The sequence below is a fragment of the Actinokineospora alba genome, assembly GCF_004362515.1.
Classification (GTDB): domain Bacteria; phylum Actinomycetota; class Actinomycetes; order Mycobacteriales; family Pseudonocardiaceae; genus Actinokineospora; species Actinokineospora alba.
Genome location: NZ_SNXU01000001.1, coordinates 6,884,699 through 6,905,997 on the forward strand (window position 1 = coordinate 6,884,699; position 21,299 = coordinate 6,905,997).

The window sequence follows — 21,299 nt, forward strand, 5'->3', positions numbered from 1 at the left end:
GGGTGCCTGTTTGGGTGGAGTGGTTTCTTTGGGGCCCCTACGAAGAAAGACCCCTGTCGTGGAAAAGCGGGTGGGGAGCCTTCGGCCCACGACCACGGCAAGTTTAGGGGTCTTTCTTCTCCCCCAAAGAAACCACTCCACCCAAACAGGCCGTCGCGTTGGCCCGTTGCGATTCGGGGGCGGGGGCTTTGCGACCGAAACAAGCCGTGGCGTTGGCCCGCCGGTTTCATGGACGGGTGGGCCTGCGCCAAACAAACCGTGGCGTTAGCCCGCCGGGTTTCATGGACGGGTGGCCTGCACCCGAACAGACCGCCGGGATCCGCCCCTCACCCTCGCGGGCGGTGAGCCTGCGCCCAAACAAGCCGCGGCGTTAGCCCGTTGAGTTTCGTGGGCGGTCGGCCTGCACCCGAACAGACCGCCGGGATCCGCCCCTCACCCTCGCGGGCGGTGAGCCTGCGCCCAAACAAGCCGCGGCGTTAGCCCGTTGAGTTTCGTGGGCGGTCGGCCTGCACCCGAACAGACCGCCGGGATCCGCCCCTCACCCTCGCGGGCGGTGAGCTTGTGCCCGAGCAGGCCCCGGATCCTGGGTGAATGAGAGAAGCGGGCCGTTCCTTGGAAACGGCCCGCTTCTCTCACTCGCTATTGGTCCCTATTCGGCGACCTTGAAGGTCTCCGCCGAGGGTGACGTGTTGTCCCGGCGTTCGATCCATTCGTGGACTGCCTCCACCGCGCGGTCCACGGGGATTCCGTTGACCTGCGACCCATCGCGGAAGCGGAACGACACCGAGCCGGACTCGACGTCCTTCGCGCCTGCCACCAGCAGGAAGGGGACCTTCTGCAGGGTGTGGGTGCGGATCTTCTTCTGCATTCGGTCGTCCGATGTGTCCACGTCCACCCGGATGCCCTTGGCGCGCAGGGCCTTGGCTACCTGTTGCAAGTGCTCCACGTGGTCCTCGGCGATCGGGATGCCGACGGCCTGGACTGGGGCCAGCCACGCCGGGAAGGCGCCCGCGTAGTGCTCGGTCAGGACGCCGAAGAAGCGTTCGATGGAACCGAACAGCGCCCGGTGAATCATGATCGGCTGCTGGCGTGAGCCGTCCGGGGCGGTGTATTCCAGTTCGAAGCGGCGGGGCTGGTTGAAGTCGAGCTGGATGGTCGACATCTGCCAACTCCGGCCGATGGCGTCCTTGGCCTGCACCGAGATCTTCGGACCGTAGTAAGCGGCGCCGCCCGGGTCGGGGACGAGGTCGAGGCCGGAGTCGACAGCGGCCTGGCGCAGCGTCTCGGTGGCCTCTTCCCATTCCGCTGGGTCGCCGATGAACTTCGGCGAGTCGTCCCGGGTGGACAGTTCCAGGTAGAAGTCGCTCAGGCCGTAGTCGGCGAGCAGGTCGAGGACGAACTTCAGCAGTGACCGGAGCTCGCCGGGCATCTGCTCCTTGGTGCAGTAGATGTGCGAGTCGTCCATCGTCAGGCCGCGGACCCGGGTGAGGCCGTGGACCACGCCGGACTTCTCGTACCGGTAGACCGTGCCGAACTCGAAGAGCCGCAGCGGCAGCTCGCGGTAGGACCGCCCGCGCGACCTGAAGATCAGGTTGTGCATCGGGCAGTTCATGGCCTTGAGGTAGTAGTCCTCGCCCTCGAACTGGATGGGCGGGAACATCGTGTCCGCGTAGTACGGCAGGTGGCCCGAGGTGTGGAACAGCCCGCTCTTGCTGATGTGCGGGGTGTTCACGAACTCGTAGCCGGACTCCTCGTGCCTGCGGCGCGCGTAGGTCTCCAGTTCGCGGCGGATGATGCCGCCCTTGGGGTGGAACACCGCCAGGCCCGAGCCCAGTTCGTCCGGGAAGCTGAACAGGTCCAGCTCCACGCCGAGCTTGCGGTGGTCACGCCGCTCAGCCTCGGCGATGCGCTCCAGATGCGCGTCGAGCGCCTCCTGCGACTCCCACGCCGTGCCGTAGATGCGCTGCAGCTGCGGGTTCTTCTCGTTGCCGCGCCAGTACGCCGCCGCCACCCGCATCAGCTTGAACGCCGGGATGTGCTTGGTCGTGGGCACGTGCGGACCGCGGCACAGGTCGCCCCAGACCTGCTCGCCGCTGCGCGGGTCGAGGTTGTCGTAGATCGTCAGCTCGCCGCCGCCGACCTCCATCACCTCGTCCGTGTCCACATCGGACTTGAGGTCGACCAGCTCCAGCTTGAACGGCTCGGCCGCCAGCTCCTGCTTCGCCGCTTCGACCGACTCCACCACACGGCGGGAGAACCGCTGCGAGCCCTTGATGATCGCCTTCATGCGCTTCTCCAGCGCCTGCAGGTCCTCCGGGGTGAACGGCTTGTCCACCGAGAAGTCGTAGTAGAAGCCGTCGCGGACCGGCGGGCCGATGCCGAGCTTGGCCTCGGGGAACTGCTGCTGCACCGCCTGCGCGAGCACGTGCGCGCAGGAGTGGCGGACGACCGCGCGGCCGTCGTCGCTGTTCGCGGCGACCGGCTCGACCGTGGCGTCGGCCTCCGGGATCCACGACAGGTCGCGGAGCTGACCGGCGGAGTCGCGCACGACGACGATCGCGTCGGGACCCTTGCCGGGGAGACCGGCTTCGCGCACGGCAGCGCCCGCGGTAGTGCCCGCCTGCACCACCACGCTCGTGGCGGGTGCGACGGCTACGGGCTGCTCGGACACGGTGACTCCTCGGTTCAGAACAAAGCTGACGAGGAGTGATGTTATCGAGCCACCCGGACGCCGCGCTCCCCGGTTTGCCCTGCCTGTGGATAACTGGCCGGCTAGGCCCCGAGCATCTCCTGCATGCGGCGGATCTCGGCGGACTGGGTGGCGGTCACGTCGTCGGCCATTTCCTGCACCCGCACCTCAGTGCCCTTGGTCCGCACGGTGTCGGCCATGGCGAGCGCGCCCTGGTGGTGGGCGATCATCAGCCGCAGGAACAGCTTGTCGAACTCGGCGCCCTTGGCCGCCTTGAGCTGGTCCATCTGCTCCGGCGTGGCCATGCCCGGCATGCCTTCGTGGGCGTTGTGGTCGCCGTGGCCCGCGGGCGGCACGGGCGGCTTGTTGTGCGTCTTCAGCCAGCCGTCCATCATCTCGATCTCCGGGCCCTGCGCGTCGGCGATACGCGACGCGAGCCCCTTGACCTGCTCGTCCGCGCCGCGGTCCGGGACGAGCACGGCCATCTGGATGGCCTGCCGGTGGTGCACGATCATGTCCCGCACGTAGGTCACGTCCGCGTCGTTCGGCGGGGTGCCCGGGCGCGCGCTGCCCGCTTCCTCAGGAGACAGCGTCTGGTTCGACTCCCCCGGCTTACCCGGCTGGAGCACCGGCGCGGTCGGCTTCGCACCCTGGGGCTCGTCACCACTGCACGCGGTCAGCCCAAGCACCGCACCCAGCACCACGACTCCGCCAGCCATCCGCCGAAACCACATTCAGAGCACGCCCTCTCCTGTCCAGCAGCACAACGTCCGCAAGGTACTACGAGATCTGTTGCCATTCACTCCTCGACTGGGAAAAACGCCGGTCAGGAAAGGCTTCTGCCTGAGAGAACACCGGTCAAATAATGTCGTGACCCACTTCCTGCAGCGAGGGGATCTTCCTGTGACCCACTCCAAACGCCGTCTGGCTTGCGCGGCCGCGGCGGGCGTCGCCGTCGCCGCCGTCCTCACCGTCGGCACCTCCACCGCACTGGCGGCGCCGCCACCGCCCGGCCCGGGCGTCGACCAGATCGTCAGCAGCCCGAACATGAAGCAACTGGCGAACGTCCCGCCCACCGCGCCCCTGTCGGGCGCGAGTTCGACCGGCACCGACCTGGCGTTCACCGGCAACTACGCCATCCAGGGCAACTACCTGGGCTTCACCATCTACGACATCACCACCCCGAGCGCGCCGAGGATCGCCAGCCAGGTCCTTTGCCCGGGCGCGCAGAACGACGTCTCGGTGCACGGGAACCTGCTCTTCCTGTCCACCGACTCGCGGCGCACCGACGACTCCTGCAACTCCGGGTCCTCCTCCAGTGGCACCACCTACTGGGAGGGGATCAAGATCTTCGACATCGCCGACAAGGCGAACCCCCGCTACCTCAAGAGCGTCAAGACCGCCTGCGGGTCGCACACGCACACTCTTGTCCCGGACAAGGCGGGCACGGACGTCTACCTCTACGTCTCGTCTTACAGCCCGTCGACGACGCTGGCGGACTGCCAGCCGCCGCACGACAAGATCTCGATCGTGAAAGTGCCGCTCGCGGCGCCCGCGACCGCGTCCGTCGTGGCGACCCCGGTCCTGTTCCCGGACGGCGGCAACCCGGGCTCGAGCCGCACCTCGGCCACCACGGGCTGCCACGACATCACCGCGTACCCGTCGAAGGACCTCGCAGCGGGCGCGTGCATGGGTGACGGCGTGCTGCTCGACATCGCCGACCGCCTCAACCCGCGGGTCATCGACCGGGTCCGGGACGACGCGAACTTCGCGTTCTGGCACTCGGCGACGTTCAACAACGCGGGCACCAAGGTGATCTTCACCGACGAGCTCGGCGGCGGCGGCGCGGCGACCTGCAACAAGAAGACCGGCCCGACCCGGGGCGCCGACGGCGTCTACGACATCAGCGGCGCGGGCGACACCCGTGACCTGGTGTTCCGCAGCTACTTCAAGATCCCGCGCTTCCAGACCAACACGGAGAACTGCGTCGCGCACAACGGCTCGCTGATCCCGGTCGAGGGCAAGGACATCATGGTCCAGTCCTGGTACCAGGGCGGCGTGTCGGTGTGGGACTTCACCGACTCGGCCAACCCGCGCGAGATCGGCTTCTGGGAGCGCGGCCCGCTGCCCAACGGCGGCTCCGGCGGAACCTGGTCGGCGTACTACTACAACGGCAACATCTACTCGTCCGACCTGGTCAAGGGCCTCGACGTGCTCGACATCAGCGACCCGGCGACCGACGGCGCGAAGAGCGTGCGGTTCACCGAGCTCAACGTGCAGACGCAGGGCACCTACAGCGGCTGACGTTCGACGGGAAGGGCCCTTCCGGACTCCGGCGGGGCCCTTTTCCTACGCCAGAGTATTCCCGGCTAAACGGCAACTGGGAAAAATAATCACTGTTTGGAAGTAGATCCACGGGAGACACTGCGCGGATAAGTCATCCTACGAATGAGGGGAACAGCGTGAGGGCGACACGCCATAGTTCAAGATCCCGATACGTAACAGCCGCGATCATCGGCGCCACCACTATCTCACTCTCCCTGTGGGGAGCCACCGCCGCGGCGGCGCAGAACGCCGACCTCGGCGAGCCCAACTTCGTCACCAGCCCCAACGTGCGCCAGGTGGCCAACGTGCCCGCCACCGCGCCACTGCTCGGCGGCGGCGCCCGGTCCTCGGACCTCGCGTTCACCGGCGACTACGCCATCGGCGGCAACTACAACGGCTTCACCATCTACGACATCAAGCACCCGAAGAAGCCCAAGATCGTCAGCCAGGTGCTCTGCCCCGGCTCGCAGGGCGACGTCAGCGTCGCGGGCGATCTGCTGTTCTACTCCGTCGACGCGCGCCGCAGCGACGACTCCTGCAAGTCCACCGCCGCGACCGACCCGGAGAAGTACTGGGAGGGCGTGCGGATCTTCGACATCAGCGACAAGGCCAACCCGAAGTACGTGAAGTCGGTCGAGACCGACTGCGGGTCGCACACGCACACGATGGTGCCGGACAAGGCGGGCACGGACGTCTACCTGTACGTGTCGTCCTACGGCCCGTCGACCTCCATCGCGCGATGCAAGCCGCCGCACGACAAGATCTCGATCATCAAGGTGCCGCTGGCGAACCCGACCGCGGCGACGGTCAGCTCCGCCCCGGTCGTCTTCCCGAACGGTGGCAACTCGGGCATCCCCGGAAGCTTCCCGGACCACCACGTCCGTGAGACCAGCGGTTGCCACGACATCACCGCCTTCCCCGAGAAGGACCTCGCCGCGGGCGCCTGCATGGGTGACGGCGTGCTGTTCGACATCTCCGACCGCGCGGCCCCCAAGGTGATCGAGCAGATCCAGGACAACGCGAACTTCGCGTTCTGGCACTCGGCGACGTTCAACAACGACGGCACCAAGGTCATCTTCACCGACGAGCTCGGCGGCGGCGGCGCGGCGACCTGCAAGCCGGAGATCGGCCAGGTTCGCGGCGCGGACGGCATCTACGACATCGTCGGCACCGACCTCGTCTTCAAGAGCTACTTCAAGATCCCGCGGCACGACAGCGAGATCTGCGTGGCGCACAACGGGTCGCTGATCCCGGTGGCGGGCAAGGACATCATGGTCCAGTCCTGGTACAAGGGCGGCGTCTCGATCTGGGACTTCACCGACTCGGCGAACCCGCGCGAGATCGGGCACTTCGACCCGCTGCCGTCGCGAATCGGCCCGTCGGGCACGTGGTCGGCTTACTACTACAACGGCTACATCTACTCGAACGACGGTCAGCAGGGCCTTGACGTGCTGCAGATCAACGACCCGCTGACCGATGAGGCGAAGTCGGTTCACCAGAAGGTGTTCAACGCGCAGACCCAGTACTCGCTGCGTCACGGCAACAACTGACCGAGCCACCGTTCTCGGGATCGCGGATGGCGAAGATCACACCGCCCCGAGATACTGCGTGGTACAGACCTGCAGGGAATGAAGGGAAAAGAGTGAAGTCAATTCACTTCAGCAAGAGGTCTCGCCGGGCCGCGCTCGCGCTGCTCGGAGTGGCCGCGGCAGGCCTGTCGGTGGTGGGCGGTCCGTCCGCCGCCGCTCAGGACTTCCCGGCCGACGACGAGATCGTCACCAGCGCGAACGTCTCGCACCTGGTCAACGTCCCGCCCACCGGCCCGCTCTCCGGGCCGAGTTCGGTCGGCACGGACCTGGCCTTCAGCGGCGACCACGCCATTGTGGGCAACTACCTCGGGTTCACGATCTACGACATCAAGAACCCGAAGAAGCCGACGATCACCAGCCAGGTGCTCTGCCCCGGCGCGCAGAACGACATCTCGGTGAGCGGGAACCTCGTGTTCCTCTCCACCGACTCCCGGCGCACCGACGACTCGTGCAACTCCGCCTCCCAGAGCGACCCCGAGAAGTACTGGGAGGGCATGAAGATCTTCGACATCAGCGACAAGGCGAACCCGAAGTACGTCGCGGCTGTCGCGACCGACTGCGGATCGCACACGCACACGCTGGTGCCGGACAAGCGCGGCAAGGACGTCTACCTCTACGTGTCGTCCTACGGCCCGTCGGCGGCGCTGGCCAAGTGCAAGCCGCCGCACGACAAGATCACGATCATCAAGGTGCCGATCAAGAACCCGTCGGCCGCGGCGATCGTGGCCACCCCGGTGCTGTTCCCGAACGGCGGCAGCCCGGGCAAGCCCGGCACGGTCGAGACCGGCTACGTGGTGCCGACCAGCGGCTGCCACGACATCACCGTCTTCCCGGCCAAGAACCTGGCCGCGGGCGCGTGCATGGGTGAAGGCGTGCTGATGGACATCTCCGACCGGGAGAAGCCGCGGGTGTTCAACACCGTGCGCGACGACGACCACTTCGCGTTCTGGCACTCGGCGACGTTCAACAACGACGGCACCAAGGTCGTCTTCACCGACGAGCTCGGTGGCGGCGGCGCGGCGACGTGCAACGCCAAGATCGGCCCGACCCGCGGTGCCAACGGCATCTACGACATCACCGGCCGCGGCGACGAGCGCAAGCTCGAGTTCCGCAGCTTCTTCAAGATCGACCGTCACCAGACGGACGAGGAGAACTGCGTCGCGCACAACGGCTCGCTGATCCCCGTCCCGGGCAAGGACATCATGGTCCAGGCCTGGTACATGGGCGGCGTGCAGGTGTTCGACTTCACCGACTCGCGGGCGCCGAAGCAGATCGGCTTCTTCGAGCGTGGCCCGGCCGCCGACCCGAACACCGGTGGTGGTGTCTGGTCGTCGTACTACTACAACGGCTACATCTACGCCTCGGACATCGGCAAGGGTTTCGACGTCATCGAGATCAACGACCCCGCGACGAACGTGGCGCGCGGTCACAAGTGGACTGAGCTGAACGTCCAGACGCAGTACGGCTACGGCAGGTAATCAGCTGCACGACGAAGGGCCCGCGGTCACCCGCGGGCCCTTTTCGTTGGCTCAGACGGTTTCCACGACCTGGTCGTACTCCAGGCGCGGGCCGCGCGGGAACGCGGCGTCCGCACCGGGGTTGCCGATGTTGACCACGACCAGCGAGCGCTTGCGGCCGTCGGGGAAGAACTCGCGGTCGACACCGGCGGCGTCGAAGCCCGCCATCGGACCGGCGGCCAGCCCGGCGGCGCGCACCCCGAGCACGAAGTAGCCGACCTGCAGGGCGGCGTTGAACCTCGCGTTGTCGGTCCGGTGGGTCTCGTCGGCGTAGTAGTCCTTGGCCCCCGGCAGGTGCGGGAAGAGGGTGGGCAGGTGCTCGTGGAAGTCCACGTCGGCGGCCAGGATCGCGACGAGCGGCGCGGCCGCGGTCTTGGCGCGGTTGGCCTCCGCGAGCAGCGGCAGCAGGCGCTCGCGGGCCTCGTCGGAGCGGACCAGCAGCACGCGCAGGGGCTGGCCGTTCATCGCGGTGGGCGCCCACTTGACCAGGTCGTAGATCGCGCGGACCTGTTCGTCGGCCACCGGCTCGGCGGAGAAGGTGTTCGCGGTGCGGGCCTCACGGAACAGCAAGTCCTGGGCGTCCTGCGGGAGGGCGAGGGTGGCGTTCAGGGTGGCGGTCATCAGGTCCCCTTGGTCGGGCGGGCGGTTCACTGATGGCCAACTTGATTGAGAGCTTGACTATTCCAGTTGAGAGCTTGACTATCTCGTGAGCCGCGCCACTCCCTACGTGCGGAGTTTGTAAGGAACCACGTCGGCGAGGAAGTCGTCCGCGATCTTGTCCGCGACCACCACCGGGTCCAGCGGACTGCCCAGGCGCTCGGACAGCGCCCGGATCTCCGCCGCCCGCTTCTCCAGGATCTTGGTCAGGACGCGCTTGCCCCGCAGCCACAGCATGGGCGCCACGACCGGCCTGAGCAGGCCCTTGCCCCGCACGTCGGCTTCGACGTCGACCGTCCAGCCGGGCCGGACCCAGGCTTTGACGACGCCGACAACCCGGTCGTGCTCGATCGAACCGACCAGCTGGGGCGCGTCCTCCTGGAGCCGGTCAAGGTCGAGCGCGGCCGTCCCCCGCACGGTGCCCGCGAGGCCCTCGACGCTCCCGTCGAACGTCGCGTCGACCTTCGAGGCGCCTTTGGCCACGGTGACCTCGATCGGCACGTCACCCGCCCGGTCCACTCGCACCCGCACCTCGGTCGGGCTGTCGGCGACCACCTCGGCGACGTAGTGACCAGGCCGCTCCCCCGCGGTGACGACTTCGTAGCGGGCGCCCGCGCGGGCGTGCTCGCCCGCCACCAGCGCCAACCCCTCCCGCCGCCGCCCGTCGACCAGCACGACACCGTCGTCGTCGAACACCAACTCCTGCCACCGCTTCACCAGCAGCGGCACGACCTCCGCGATGGAGTCGTCCACTCCGACAAGCGTGACGGCGCTTTTGATCCGCATCCGCGCAGCGTAAAGCCGCGCACGCCGGCGCGCTCGGGATGATCAGCCGCCGTGGGCGTGCAGCCGGTCCACTTCGGCGCGCAGGGCCTCAACCTCTTCGGCGAGCGCGAGCACGTCCACTTGGGACGCCCAGTCGCGGCTCAGCGATCCGCTCGTCCAACTCCCTGATCGCCACGGGCACCGTGACACGGGGAACCGCGATCAACTCGTCCGCCGCGGACACGTCCCGGGCAGTGGCGGGCCTGCCGCTGATGAAGGCGGTCAGCTGCCGCTCGATCCTTCGGCATCACCTCATACCCGGCCAGGGCACCTGGCACACCAGCGCGATCAGCAGGTGATCCGTGCCGATGTGGTCGCCCTCGACTCGGCGGCGGCGTCCGCCGACAGCAACCCACGCACCAGATGCCCGACACCCACACAGCCGTCGGCCGACACCGCAGCATACTCCGTCGCCCGCGACACCACCGACGCCATCCGTCGCGTGTAGCGGCGGTTCCAACGCCTGTCCGAGTGCGCCGCACTCATCGATGCCTCCCCCGGCCGAGCCTTTGTTCTCGGTCTCCGCGGGAATGTACGCACTCAGCCCAGAGCTGTGGGGGAATGCGCGTCCCGCAACAGCAGAGTGGGCTTGCCCGAGCCGTCTGCGGGGACGGTCCAGACCTCCTTGCCGCCGTCGTCGAGTTGCTGGGCGTAGGCGAGGGTGGAGTTGTCCAGCCAGGCCGCCTGGTCGTCCACGCTGCGGGTCTCGGCGGTGGTGGTGACCTGGCCGGTGGCGAGGTCCAGCACGGAGAGCCGCCAGCCCAGGGTGTAGTCGCCGTCGATGGCCGCCTTGAACGCGATCCGGGTGCCGTCGGGCGCGAGCGAGGGGCATTCGACCTGGGCGCGCAGGGTCTGGACGGTCCGGGCCGCGAAGTCGCCCTTGACCAGGTACCGCTGCCCGTCGGTGTACATCGTGGCGTAGAAGGTGTTGTCGTCGGCGGTGAAGGTGACGCCCCAGTAGTTGACGTCGACCGACTGGTACGGCTTGCCGTCCCGGGTGACGGCGAAGGTCTCCAGCGTCTTGAACAGGGTTCCCGTCTTGGTGTCGTAGATCCCGGTGCGGGTGGCGAAGTTGAGGGTGGCGTAGCTGTCGCCGCCGACGAAAGCCGTCCACGACACCATCCGGCCGCTGGCCGACACGCGGACCCGGTTGGGCACGCCGCTGACCTCGATCACCTTGCGTTCCCGCAGTTCCGCGTCGAGGACGCGCATCGACACCGTGCCGAGCACCCCGTCGGCGAACAGGCACGCGGCCGTCCCCGCGGCGGCGTAGACGCGGTCGCACTTGGTCGCGGACACCGCACGGGCGCCGCCCGGGTTGGCCTTGTCGACCGTGGTCACCTGTCCGGTGCTCGTCAGGGTGAGCACCCGCGGACTCGGCGCCAGGGACACCGCCTCGGCCGTGGTCTCGATGGGCTTGGCCGAGTCCTTGGACTGGATGTAGCCGATCGCCAGGCCCGCCAAGGCGACGGTGGCGACCACTGTGGTGGCGATACGGGCGGTGCGCCCGAACCTGGGCGGCGCGGGCGGGTTTACCGGCGTCTCGGTCTCAAGTGTGGACGGCTCGGTCATGCGGTCACCTCAGTGTCGGAAGTGGTGGATCGGGTGAACAGCAGCAGCGCCGTGGCCACGACGGCCAGCACGGTGACCCCGGCGGCCAGCCTGCTGGCGGCGACCGGTCCCCACAGCTGCCAGGCGAGTCCGAACAGGACGGACGAGGCCAGATAGGCGAGGGCCTGCCCCGTCTGGATCAGGGCGATGCCGGTGGTGCGCAGGTCTTCGGGCACCACCCGCCCGGCCATCGCCATCAGCACCCCATCCGTCGCGGCGTAGAACAATCCGTAAAGGACCGGCACCGCGACCAGGAGCGGCCAGCCCCCCAGCGGGCCGAACAGGAGCAGGTAGACCGCGATCAGGGCCACGTAGCCGCCGAGCAGGATCGGCGCCCGGCCGACCCGGTCGGCCAGCGCTCCCAAGGGAATGGCCAGCAGCAGGTACGCCAGGCTGGTGCCCACCGCGAGCAGCGGGAACCAGCCGAGCTCGATCGCCTCCCGGCGCTGCAGCAGCAGGTAGACGAAGCCGTCACCGATCACCGCGAAGCCGAGCAGGCAGGCGGCAAGCAGCAGCCTGCGCACCGGTGCGTTCCGCAGCAGCGAAGTGACGTCGGGGCGGGCGATCCGCGCCGCGGGCGGGCGGTCGTCGACCCGGTCGCGCACGAACAGCACGAGGATGAGCACCCCGAGCGCGGCGATGCAGGAACTGGTGACCAAGACCGCGTCGAAGGCCTGGCCCGCCGCGGCCAGCACCGCGATGGCGACGAGCGGGCCGAGGAACGCGCCGAAGCTGTCCATGGCCCGGTGCACACCGAAAGCGCGGCCCAGCGCGTGCGGCGGCGCGGACAGGCTGATCAGCGCGTCCCGGGGCGCGGTGCGCAAGCCCTTGCCCGCCCGGTCGAAGGCGATCACGACCCCGATCGCGCCCACCGAGCGGCCCGCGAGGAGCAGCCCGAGCTTGGCCAGCGCCGACATCGCGTACCCGACGCCCGCCACCGCCTTGGGTTTGCGGATCCGGTCCGCGACGTAGCCACCGACGAGCCGCAGCAGCGCGGTGGCGCCGGTGTAGATCCCGTCGATCACGCCGTAGGCCACCGGGCTCATCGACAGGCCGAACACCAGGTACACGGGCAGGATCGCGCTGACCATCTCGGCGGAGATGTCGGTGACGAGGCTGACCGAGCCGAGTGCGAACACATTGCCGCCGACGACGGCCAACCCCCGTCGGCGGGTGCCGTCCGGCTCTTCGGCGGCCGGGCGGTCGATCGAGGACAGGTACATACCGGCATCCGTTCCAGGTGAGCGGGAGGGTGCCCTCCCCGGCCGGGGAGGGCACCCGTCACTGGCCTGCTATCAGTGGCACGCGGTGGTGCCGCTGTCGGTGAAGGTCTTGCCCGCCTCGGGGACGAACTGCCAGTCGTAGCTGTTGGCGTGCAGCGTCAGCTTAAGCACGCCCCAGGTGCTGCTGTTGCGCACCTGGCTGTTGGGCTGGATGGTGCCGAAACCACCCAGGCCGGTGCCGCCCATGCCCGCGACGAACTGCCGGATGCCGCGGGTGTTGTCCAGGCCGCCGGTCGAGTTCATCGGGGCGAACCGCTCGTAGTTGTGGTTGTGCCCGGTGACGATCACCTCGGCGTTGAAGTCGTAAAGCGCCTTGTAAAGCGGCGAGACCGAGGTGTTCGGGCCGTGGCTGGCGCCCGAGGTGTAGCGCGGGTGGTGCCAGTAGGCCGCGGTGCACGGCTTGGTGCTGGCGGCCAGGTCGGCGCGCAGCCACTGCTCCTGGGTCGAGCCCGCGGAGCAGGACACGACCGAGCAGTTGGAGTTGAGCGCGACGATGTGCCAGTTGCCCAGGTCGAAGGAGTAGTAGCCCTTGCCCGGGGTGCCCGCGGAAGCGCCGAAGTAGTTGAAGTAACCCGACGCGCCCGAGGTGTGGTACTCGTGGTTGCCGGTGGCGGGCTTGGTGCGGGACTTGTGCCTGCCCCAGGTCGGGCCGTAGCAGTTGGTGTAGTCCGAGGCGGTGCCGTCCGGGTAGGCAGTGTCGCCGATGGCCATGACCGTGCCGGTGATGCCGTCGAGCAGGTTGGCGGTGGCCGCGTCGCCCGCGGTGCCGCAGTTGGCGATGTCGCCCGCGCCGACCAGCACCGGGTCACCCGAAGGCGCAGGTGTGGTGGTGGTCGGGGTGGTCGTGGTCGTGCCGGAGGTGACCACCAGTTGCGGCGCGTTGGCGCCGGTCTCCCGGGAGTCCCAGTAGGCGCCGTCACCGTTGGTGGAGGTGCCGCCGATGCTGAAGGTGCCGTTGCCCGTGACGTGGGAGGTCACGTCGATCTCGTACCAGGTGCTCGCGGTGACCGCGCCGAGGGTGCCCAGCGTGGCTCCGCCGATGGCGGGCTGGTTGTTCCAGGTGACACCGGTCTCGGACCAGCTGGTGTCGACCATGGCCCGCCAGGTGCCGCCGCTGGGGCTGCCACCGGTGCCGTTCACGTGGATGCGGAGCTTGGCGCTGGTGACCGCCGAGGTGAGGCCGCTGACGCTGAACTTCAGGAACGTCTTGCGGACCGGGGAGTTGTCCACGACGAACTGCGTCGACGTGCCGTAGTTGGTGGTGGCGGTGGTGTCCTGGACGTAGGTGTCCGCGACCGCGGTGAAGGTGTTCGTCGCCGCGGCGGCGATCTGGGGAGACAGGAGGGCGATCGAGCCCGCGACGGTGGCGGCGACGGTGGCCACCCCGATCGACGAGCGGATGAGGCGTCGGCTACTTCGTAAACCCATCTGTGCCTTCTCTCTCTTGCGAGGATGCGGCCGCGCTTGGGGGGAGCGCTGCCGCCGCAGAAGGCTAGAGATCAAGAACATCAGCGGACTGGCGTCGGCACGAACATCGAATGAACACGGAACCGGTGTTGAACACCAGGCGACGTTGGGCCATTTGGTCCACTGAGGACGGTTCGCCAAGAATTCGCGGCCCGGCAACCTATGGGCCACGCACTCAACTTGTTGAGGGGCTTCGCTTCCCGTTCGTGACGATCTTGGCTTCGCTGCGGGCTTTCCCCGGTGTCCGGTTCGCCCTGGGTCTCACGGTCCTCGTGGGAATCCTGATGGGACTGACCGCGACAGTGGCGTCGGCGCACGTCCCGACGACGGACGGCACGTCCATGATCCGCCAGGACGGCGCGCTGGTGCGCTACCGGCTGGAGCTGGACTACGACACGCTCACCCAGGTCGCGGGCCTCGGCAAGCTGCCGGTCGAGACCAGCGAAGCCGAGCACCAGTCCTTCCTCAAGACGGGCCACGAGAAGGTGGCGGCCTACGTGACCGAGCGCCTGGCCGTCGAACTCGACGGCACCCGGTGCGCCGCCAAGCTCGACGACACGGGAATCGTGAAGCGGCAGAACTTCCTCTACGCCCGCCTGCACCTCGTCTACACGTGCCCGAGCGCGGCGAACGGCCAGTTCACCGTGCGCTACGGGGTGTTCGCCGAGTCGCACGCCATCGGCTCCGACCACATCAACGTCGTCGACTACGTCCTCGGTGGCGTCGGCGGCAGCGACGTCTTCGAAGGTGGCCACCGCGAACTGCGGGTCGGCGAGCGCGGCACCGCCGCCGCCGGTGCGCCCGAGTCACCGGACACCGGTTTCCTGTCGTCGACGGCTCGCTTCGTGGGGCTGGGGCTCGAACACATCCTGCTCGGCATCGACCACGTGCTCTTCCTGGTGCTGCTGCTGCTCGGCGCCAAGAACTGGCGCAGCGTCATCCGGCTCGCCACGGCCTTCACCGTGGCGCACAGCGTCACGCTCGCCCTGGCCGTGCTCGGGTGGGTCGACGTCCCGTCGGAGATCGTCGAACCGCTGATCGCGGCATCCATCGTCTATATCGCCGTGGAGAACATCGTCCGCGGCGAGTCGCGGCACCGGACCCTTGTCGTGTTCGCCTTCGGTCTGCTGCACGGCCTTGGCTTCGCCGGAGCACTGGACTTCACCGACGACTTCAGCGGCGGCCTGATCGTCGGGCTGCTCAGCTTCAACCTGGGCATCGAACTCGGACAGCTCTTGATCGTGCTGCTGGTGTTCCCGCTACTGCTGTTGGCCCGCCGCCAGTCGTGGTCGTCGCGGGCCCACCTCACCACGGCCGCCATCGTCGGCGTGATCGGCCTGTTCTGGCTCGTCGAACGCCTGCTCCTGTCCCCCGGCGGCGCCGCTTAGCCCGCGAGCAGTTCCCGGGCGTGCGCCTCGGCGAGTTCCGTGGCCCGACCACTGCTCGTGGCGTAGGCGTAGAAGTGATGCACGACCTCGCCGCTCACGATCGAGTCCAACTCCGACTCCTTGGCCTTGGCCTCGACACCTTCGACTTCCTCGATGGGGTGGTCGCGGTGGGCCAGGCGGCTGGCCGCGATCAGCGGGTGCGGCGGCCAGACCTCGATCTCAGCTCCCCTGACCTGGCCATGGCAGACCCAGTAGTGGACGACCCGGAAGCCGGTTTCCTCGTCGCAGCGGACCAGGATGTAGTCGTCGAGTTCAGCGAGGAGGATCTCGGCGCGTTCGAGCGTGCTGAAGGTCCCCGCGATGTCACCGGTCCCTGTCGGCTGCGCGCGGACAACTGCCCACGTGGTGTCCATGGCCGCCATGATGCCGGGGTCGGGCCCGAAGATCACGCGAGTTCGCCCTGTCAGGTGATGAGACGGCTTGTGGCGTCAGTGACGCGTGGACGTCACCACTCCCAGCGCATTCCGCAGATGCCCACCGGTGCGTTGGTGAACACGACGTGGGTCTGGCCGTCGGTGTTGAGGGTGAGTTCCTGGAGGTCCTCCAGAGGATCGGCGTGGTTGGGCGCGCGCACCGAGAAGCAGTGTCGCGGCAACAGCGCTTGGTCGAAGGTGACCTGGGCGATGAAGGTGCTCACCGGCGCCCAGAAGGCCCGCGTGTGCTCCAGGGCCCGGCCGTGGGAGTGGTACCGCGTGGTCTGGTCGACGATGATCGTCTCGCCAGGGGCGAGTTCGTGGTCGAACTCCAGTTTGCACACCAGATAACCGCTCTCCGCATCCCATCGGCGGTCCACCAGCGACGCCCCGCGGAAGGTCGTCTCGGGAATCTCGGGGTCGGGATGCTCGACCCACGAGATGTCGAAGTAGTGCCTGGTCGGTGCGGTCGCCCGCATGACCTGCCGGGTGATGAGCGCGCGTTCGACACCGTCCGCGTCGAACTCGACATGATCGTCGACGGCGACGTAGCGCAGCGTCTGGTACTCGGGCATCCGCAGGTAGGTGGCCAGCCTGGGCAGCTCGTCGAGCGGCCACAGGTCGAGCAAGGGTGCGCCAGGGGCTTGGTCGGCGGGCGGGCGTCCACGCGGCCTCGGGGGTGGCAGCAGCGCGATCAGCGAACCCGCGGGCACGTGCAGGACACCCTCGAGTGCGATCAGGGCCTCGATCGAGTCGTGCCGCTCGGGTTGTCTGCGGCCGGTCTGCCAGTAGCTCAGGGTGGCCGTGCTGAGGGTGATCCCGCGGGCCGCGAGGTGCGCGCGCAGCCGTTCGAGGCTCAGCCCCCGCGTCCGGATCGCCAGGCCGAGGGCCTCATGGAACGGCCCGGCGGCCAACACCGCGTTCAGCGCCGCGCCGGTGTAGTCGCTCATCCCGGTGCGCCCCTCCGATCGCGTGCTGATCCTCGGAGAATATGCGCACGCGGCGGAACCCGCAGCCGTCAACGGGTTCCCCGGATTCGCGCAGACTACTTCAGGCCGACCACCACTGAGAGCACCTGGCCATCGTCGAGGCGGACGCTGAGGCGGTAGGTGTGGTTGGCGGTGAGTCCCTTGGTCTGCCAGTTGTAGATGTACTGCTGCGCGGTCGCGTCCCAGCGGAAAGCGCCCTCGGTGCCGGCCGGGTCGCTGGTGGCGATCTCGTTCACCGAGGCCGTCGTCAGGCTGCCCTTGACCGGGGCGAGCCACTGCGGGGCGGCTGGCGCCTGGACGAAGGCGCCCGCGGTGTTGCGCAGCTGGAACTTCACCGGGACCGTGCTGCCCGTCTTGAAAATGCTCGTCGCCGAGCCCGCCAGGATGCTGGGGTCGTTGATCGGCTGCAGGAACCCGCCGAACCGGTAGAGGTGCACCCGGTACCGGCCGGACAGCGTGGTGGCGTTGCCCGCGTTGTCCTTCGCCGTGGCGGTGAAGGCGTAGGTGCCCGCGTCGACCAGGGTGACGACGACCGTGCAGCTCTCCACACCGGACACCGCGTCGGTCGCGGCGCAGGTCGGAGCCGGTGCGGAGTCGCGGTAGACCGCTCCGTCGGCGACGCTGGTGGAGACGATCACCGGCGCCTCCTGGTCGACGTTGACGCCGGTCAGCGTGGCCGTGGCGGAGTTGCCCGCCCGGTCGGCAACCGTGCGCGAGACCGACTGGTTCGCGCCGTCGCCCAGGGTCACGTCGTCCGGGCAGGCGGTGGCCGGGATGCCGGAACCCGCGTCGGAGCAGGTGAAGTGGACGGTGACCGCCTGGGTGTGCCACGGCTGCGAGCCGCCGACGATCGAGGCGGTGATGACCGGCTTGGTCTTGTCGAGCTTGACCGTCACGGAGTCGGTGCCGACGTTGCCCGCGGTGTCGCGCGCCGAGCCGGTGACGACCTGCCCCGGGGTGTCGACGCTGACCACGACGTCCGGCGTGACCGAGCCCGCTTCGAGACCGGAGCCCGAGTCGTCGTCCCGAGCGATGAAGTGCACGGTCGTGTCGCTGTTGTTCCAGTCGTCGGCGTTGGGCGCCGGACTGACCGTGTGGGTCACGGCCGGGGCGATGTTGTCCCACTTCAGCGCCACCGCGTTGGCGGGCTCGGCGTTGCCCGCGTGGTCCACGGCCCAGTAGGCCACGGTCCCCGCGCCGCTGCCGTCGAGCGGGACCGACACTGTCTTGCTCGCACCCGCGGTGACCTGTTCCGCGCCGCCGTCGACGCGGTAGTGGATCTCCTTGACGCCGGACAGCGCGTCCGCGGCGGTGAGCACGACGTTCGCGGTCGAGCCGGTGCACCAGCCGTTGGTCTTCGTGCACTGGTTGTTGCTGGTGGTGGCGGGCGCGGTGCCGTCGATGCTGATCCCGCCGACCGTCTTGCCCGTCGTGGTGTTGCCCGCGACGTCCGTGGCCGGGTCGCTGGTCACCGACTGGTTCGCCGCGTCGGTCTTGAGCACCTTGCTCGTCGGGCAGGTGGCGACGCCCGAGCCGGCGGTGCCGTCGGCCAGTGTCGGGTCCGCGCAGGCGAAGTCGACGACGACCTCGTCGCGGTACCAGCCCGCGGCGTTCGGCGCGGTGATCGGGCCGCCGGTGATCGCCGGACCGGTGCGGTCGATCGTCACCCCGGTCACCGACGTGGGCGCGCTCTCGTTGCCCGCCTTGTCTTTCACCGTCACCGGACCGGCGCCGAGGTCGCGACCCTCGCCGGTGATGACGCTGTCGGCGGGCTGCGTGGCCGGGTCGATGCCCGACAGCCCGTCCGCCGCGGTCCAGCCGACGGTGACGTCGGAGTTGTGCCAGCCCTCGGTCGCCGTCGGCGTGAGGGTGGGCGCGGTCAGGTCGATGCCGATCCCGCCGACCGCGGTGGTCGCGGTCTTGTCGACCCCGTCGACCGCGGTGCCGCCCACGGACTGGTCGGCACCCTCGGCGGTCAGCTCCACCGGGTCCGTGCACCCCGCGACACCGGACTGGCTGTCGGCGCAGGCGAAGGACACGGTGACCGGGGCGTTGTTCCAGCCGTGCGCGTTGGCGGGGGTGCGGCTGCCCGAGATCGTCGGGACGGCGTTGTCGATCCACACCCCGATGCTGTTGCCCGCGGTGTCCTCCAGGTTGCCCGCGGTGTCGACGCTCCAGAAGTCGATCACGTGCTTGCCGCCGGAGGTGAACGCGAACGGGCCGGTGTAGAGCTGCGACGAGCCGTCGTCGACGCGGTAGTAGGTCGCGGCGACGCCGGACAGCGCGTCCGCGGCGGTGAGGGTGACCTCGGCGGTGTCGGCGTGCCAGCCGCCGGCGAACGGGGCTGTCACCGTCGCGGCGGAGTTGGGGGCCGCCCGGTCGATGCCGATGCCGGACACGGTGGCCACGGCGGCGTTGCCCGCCTTGTCCGTGCAGGTGGTCGACGCGGACAGGTCCGCGCCCTCGCCGCCGACGGTGGTCGGCACGGGTGCGGCGAGCACGCCGGACCCGGTGTCGGTGCAGGTCCAGGTGACCGTGACGTCGCCCGCGCTCCAGCCGGTCGCGCTCGGCGAGCCGGTCAGCGTCGGCGGCGTCTTGTCGACGTTGACGCCGGACACGGTCGCGCTGCCGGTGTTGCCGGCGGCGTCGGTGCCGGTGCCGGTGGCGGACTGGCCTGCGCGCTCGCCGAGGGTGATCGGGGTGGTGCAGCTGTCCACACCGGACAGTGCGTCGACGCACTCGAAGGACACGGTGACGTCCTGGTTGTGCCAGCCGTGCTCGTTCGCCGAGCCGCTGACGGACGGGGTGACGACGGGCTTGGTGGTGTCGATGCTGACCGTCGCCGGGTCGGTCGCGGAGTTGCCCGCGGTGTCGACCACGGTGCCGGAGGCGTCCTGGTCCTTGCCCTCGGTGTCGACTGTCCGGTCGGGTCCGCAGCTCGCCACGCCCGAGCCGCCGGTGTCGCCGCAGGTGAAGGTGACCGCGACGGCGCCGTTGTGCCAGCCGTTGGCGTTCGCGGCGGGCGAGAGCGAGTGGCTGATCGACGGTGGGGTCTTGTCGATGTTGACGGTGACGGTCTTCGCGGACTCGGTGTTGCCCGCGTTGTCCACGCTCCAATACGACACCAGGTAGCTGCCCTCGGCGCTCAACGGCAGGCTCGCACCGGTCTGGGTGGGGCCGCCGTTGACGGTGTAGTGCGTGGCGCGGACGCCGGAGAGCGCGTCGGCCGCGGTCAGCGCGACGGTGACGTCGGTGTTGTTCCACGCGGTCTGGGGCGCGGTCGCACCGGTCGTCGGCGCGGTCCTGTCGATGTCCACATCGGACAGAGTGGTCCCGGTGGTGTTGCCCGCCTTGTCCTTGGCAGTGCCGCCCGCGGACTGGTCGGCGCCCTCGCCCTGGAGCACCACGGGCGCCGAGCAGGTGTCCACTCCGGACAGCGCGTCGGCGCAGGAGAAGGACACGGTGACGTCTTGGTTGGTCCACGTTCCGGGGACATACGGCGTCGCGCTCGCCGAGATCGTCGGCGCCGCCTTGTCGATGTTGACGCCGCCGACCGACGCGGTGGCGGTGTTGTCGGCGTTGTCGGTGGCGGTGCCGCCGACCGACTGGTTCCCGCCGCCGCCGGTGAGCGTCTTCGAGGCGCCCGCGGTGCCGTCGGCGAGGCAGCTCTTGATCAGTGACAGGCCGTCGGAGCAGGTGAACGACACGGTGACGTCGGTGTTGTTCCAGCCGAACCCGTTCGCCGCGGGGACGCGGTTCCCGCTGATCAAAGGAATGGCGGTGTCGCGCTTGACCACGACCGAGGACGGCGGGCCGACGTTGCCCAGCGCGTCGGTCGCCGTGCCGCTGACCGTCTGGCCCGCGGTGTCGGCGGCGACGCTGGTGCCTCCGGTGACCGAGCCGCCGCCGACGCCGGTTCCGTCGTTCGCGGTCCACGACACGGCCACGGTCGCCCGGTTCCACCCGGCCGCGTTCGGCGTCGGGGCCAGGGACGCGACGGCCGCGGGGCCGGTGTTGTCCAGCACGTACGACGCGGTGGTCTGCGCGGTCCTCATGGTGCAGGTGTTGACGTTGCTGCTCTCGCCGATGGTCACGGCGCTGCTCCGCACGCCGTCGGACGCGGTCGGCGCGGGCACCGCGAACGTCCACACGGTGCGGGCGACCGTCGAGGTCTGCTTGGCCAGGCCGGCGACGTGGACGCAGCGAGCCTTGTCGTCGGTGTTCACGGTGAGGGTGAGCGTGGACCCGCTCTTCGCGTAGTAGACCCCGCCGGAGGAGATCCCGCCCGCGGTGTAGACGACGGCGGGAGACCCGAAAGCTGCGGCGTGCGCGGTGGGTGCGCCGAGCACAACCACGGCCGCGGCGATGCCGAGTGCGAGTCCTCGGCGTGCGAGCGAGTGCAGGTCCATCGAGTCACCGATCCCCAAAGACGGGCGAAGTCGACGGGCGCCGGTTTCACCGCGGGTCCGACGGGGGTCGTGCGCCG

At 69.2% G+C, this 21,299-nt stretch carries 15 protein-coding genes; 4 read left to right on the forward strand and 11 right to left on the reverse strand.

Features of this window, described 5'->3' with window-relative positions:
* Positions 1–649 precede the first annotated feature (649 nt).
* Positions 650–2,671, reverse strand: coding sequence for a threonine--tRNA ligase (thrS, locus tag C8E96_RS31040; protein ID WP_091380954.1), 2,022 nt, complete (start codon positions 2,669–2,671; stop codon positions 650–652).
* Between the two features lie 101 nt (positions 2,672–2,772).
* Positions 2,773–3,408, reverse strand: a complete 636-nt coding sequence (locus C8E96_RS31045; RefSeq protein ID WP_091380957.1) for a DUF305 domain-containing protein — start codon at positions 3,406–3,408, stop codon at positions 2,773–2,775.
* A gap of 184 nt (positions 3,409–3,592) precedes the next feature.
* Between C8E96_RS31045 and C8E96_RS31050 the strand changes: the two genes are divergently transcribed.
* The 3 genes from C8E96_RS31050 (at position 3,593) to C8E96_RS31060 (ending at position 8,081) form a co-directional block, all read left to right on the forward strand.
* Positions 3,593–4,993, forward strand: a complete 1,401-nt coding sequence (locus tag C8E96_RS31050; protein ID WP_091380960.1) for an LVIVD repeat-containing protein — start codon at positions 3,593–3,595, stop codon at positions 4,991–4,993.
* 158 nt (positions 4,994–5,151) lie between these two features.
* Entirely contained in the window at positions 5,152–6,564 is a 1,413-nt protein-coding gene (locus C8E96_RS31055; protein WP_228770124.1) for an LVIVD repeat-containing protein, read from the forward strand.
* Between the two features lie 101 nt (positions 6,565–6,665).
* The gene (locus C8E96_RS31060) at positions 6,666–8,081 is read left to right on the forward strand and encodes an LVIVD repeat-containing protein (protein ID WP_166658284.1); all 1,416 of its coding nucleotides are present in this window, start codon (positions 6,666–6,668) and stop codon (positions 8,079–8,081) included.
* A 51-nt stretch (positions 8,082–8,132) separates the two neighbouring features.
* Here C8E96_RS31060 and C8E96_RS31065 read toward each other — a convergent pair whose 3' ends face one another.
* From C8E96_RS31065 to C8E96_RS31085, 6 genes are all read right to left on the reverse strand, one after another.
* Positions 8,133–8,741 carry a malonic semialdehyde reductase gene (locus tag C8E96_RS31065; protein WP_091381427.1) on the reverse strand — a complete coding sequence of 203 codons (609 nt, stop codon included), beginning with the start codon at positions 8,739–8,741 and terminating at the stop codon, positions 8,133–8,135.
* 102 nt (positions 8,742–8,843) lie between these two features.
* Positions 8,844–9,563 carry a hypothetical protein gene (locus tag C8E96_RS31070; protein WP_091575014.1) on the reverse strand — a complete coding sequence of 240 codons (720 nt, stop codon included), beginning with the start codon at positions 9,561–9,563 and terminating at the stop codon, positions 8,844–8,846.
* Positions 9,564–9,605: 42 nt separating this feature from the next.
* The gene (locus C8E96_RS33620) at positions 9,606–9,752 is read right to left on the reverse strand and encodes a hypothetical protein (protein WP_166658177.1); all 147 of its coding nucleotides are present in this window, start codon (positions 9,750–9,752) and stop codon (positions 9,606–9,608) included.
* Between the two features lie 390 nt (positions 9,753–10,142).
* A complete protein-coding gene (locus C8E96_RS31075) occupies positions 10,143–11,174 on the reverse strand; it encodes a TolB family protein (protein ID WP_228770125.1) in 1,032 nt (343 codons plus the stop codon).
* The gene (locus C8E96_RS31080) at positions 11,171–12,436 is read right to left on the reverse strand and encodes an MFS transporter (protein WP_091380966.1); all 1,266 of its coding nucleotides are present in this window, start codon (positions 12,434–12,436) and stop codon (positions 11,171–11,173) included. The genes C8E96_RS31075 and C8E96_RS31080 overlap by 4 nt, the downstream gene beginning before the upstream one ends.
* Positions 12,437–12,508: 72 nt before the next feature.
* A complete protein-coding gene (locus C8E96_RS31085; RefSeq protein ID WP_091380969.1) occupies positions 12,509–13,924 on the reverse strand; it encodes a CBM96 family carbohydrate-binding protein in 1,416 nt (471 codons plus the stop codon).
* Between the two features lie 245 nt (positions 13,925–14,169).
* Here C8E96_RS31085 and C8E96_RS31090 point away from each other — a divergent pair, with 245 nt between their 5' ends.
* Positions 14,170–15,351 (forward strand): HupE/UreJ family protein, encoded by a 1,182-nt coding sequence (locus C8E96_RS31090; RefSeq protein ID WP_166658178.1) that lies wholly within the window; start codon positions 14,170–14,172, stop codon positions 15,349–15,351.
* Here C8E96_RS31090 and C8E96_RS31095 read toward each other — a convergent pair.
* From C8E96_RS31095 to C8E96_RS31105, 3 genes are all read right to left on the reverse strand, one after another.
* The gene (locus C8E96_RS31095) at positions 15,348–15,800 is read right to left on the reverse strand and encodes a hypothetical protein (RefSeq protein WP_091380975.1); all 453 of its coding nucleotides are present in this window, start codon (positions 15,798–15,800) and stop codon (positions 15,348–15,350) included. The two genes, C8E96_RS31090 and C8E96_RS31095, sit on opposite strands and share 4 nt — an antisense overlap.
* A 56-nt stretch (positions 15,801–15,856) precedes the next feature.
* Entirely contained in the window at positions 15,857–16,774 is a 918-nt protein-coding gene (locus C8E96_RS31100; protein WP_091380979.1) for a helix-turn-helix domain-containing protein, read from the reverse strand.
* A 95-nt stretch (positions 16,775–16,869) separates the two neighbouring features.
* Positions 16,870–21,222: an OmpL47-type beta-barrel domain-containing protein gene (locus C8E96_RS31105; protein ID WP_133794913.1), complete on the reverse strand. Its 4,353-nt coding sequence runs from the start codon at positions 21,220–21,222 to the stop codon at positions 16,870–16,872.
* Between the last annotated feature and the right edge of the window lie 77 nt (positions 21,223–21,299).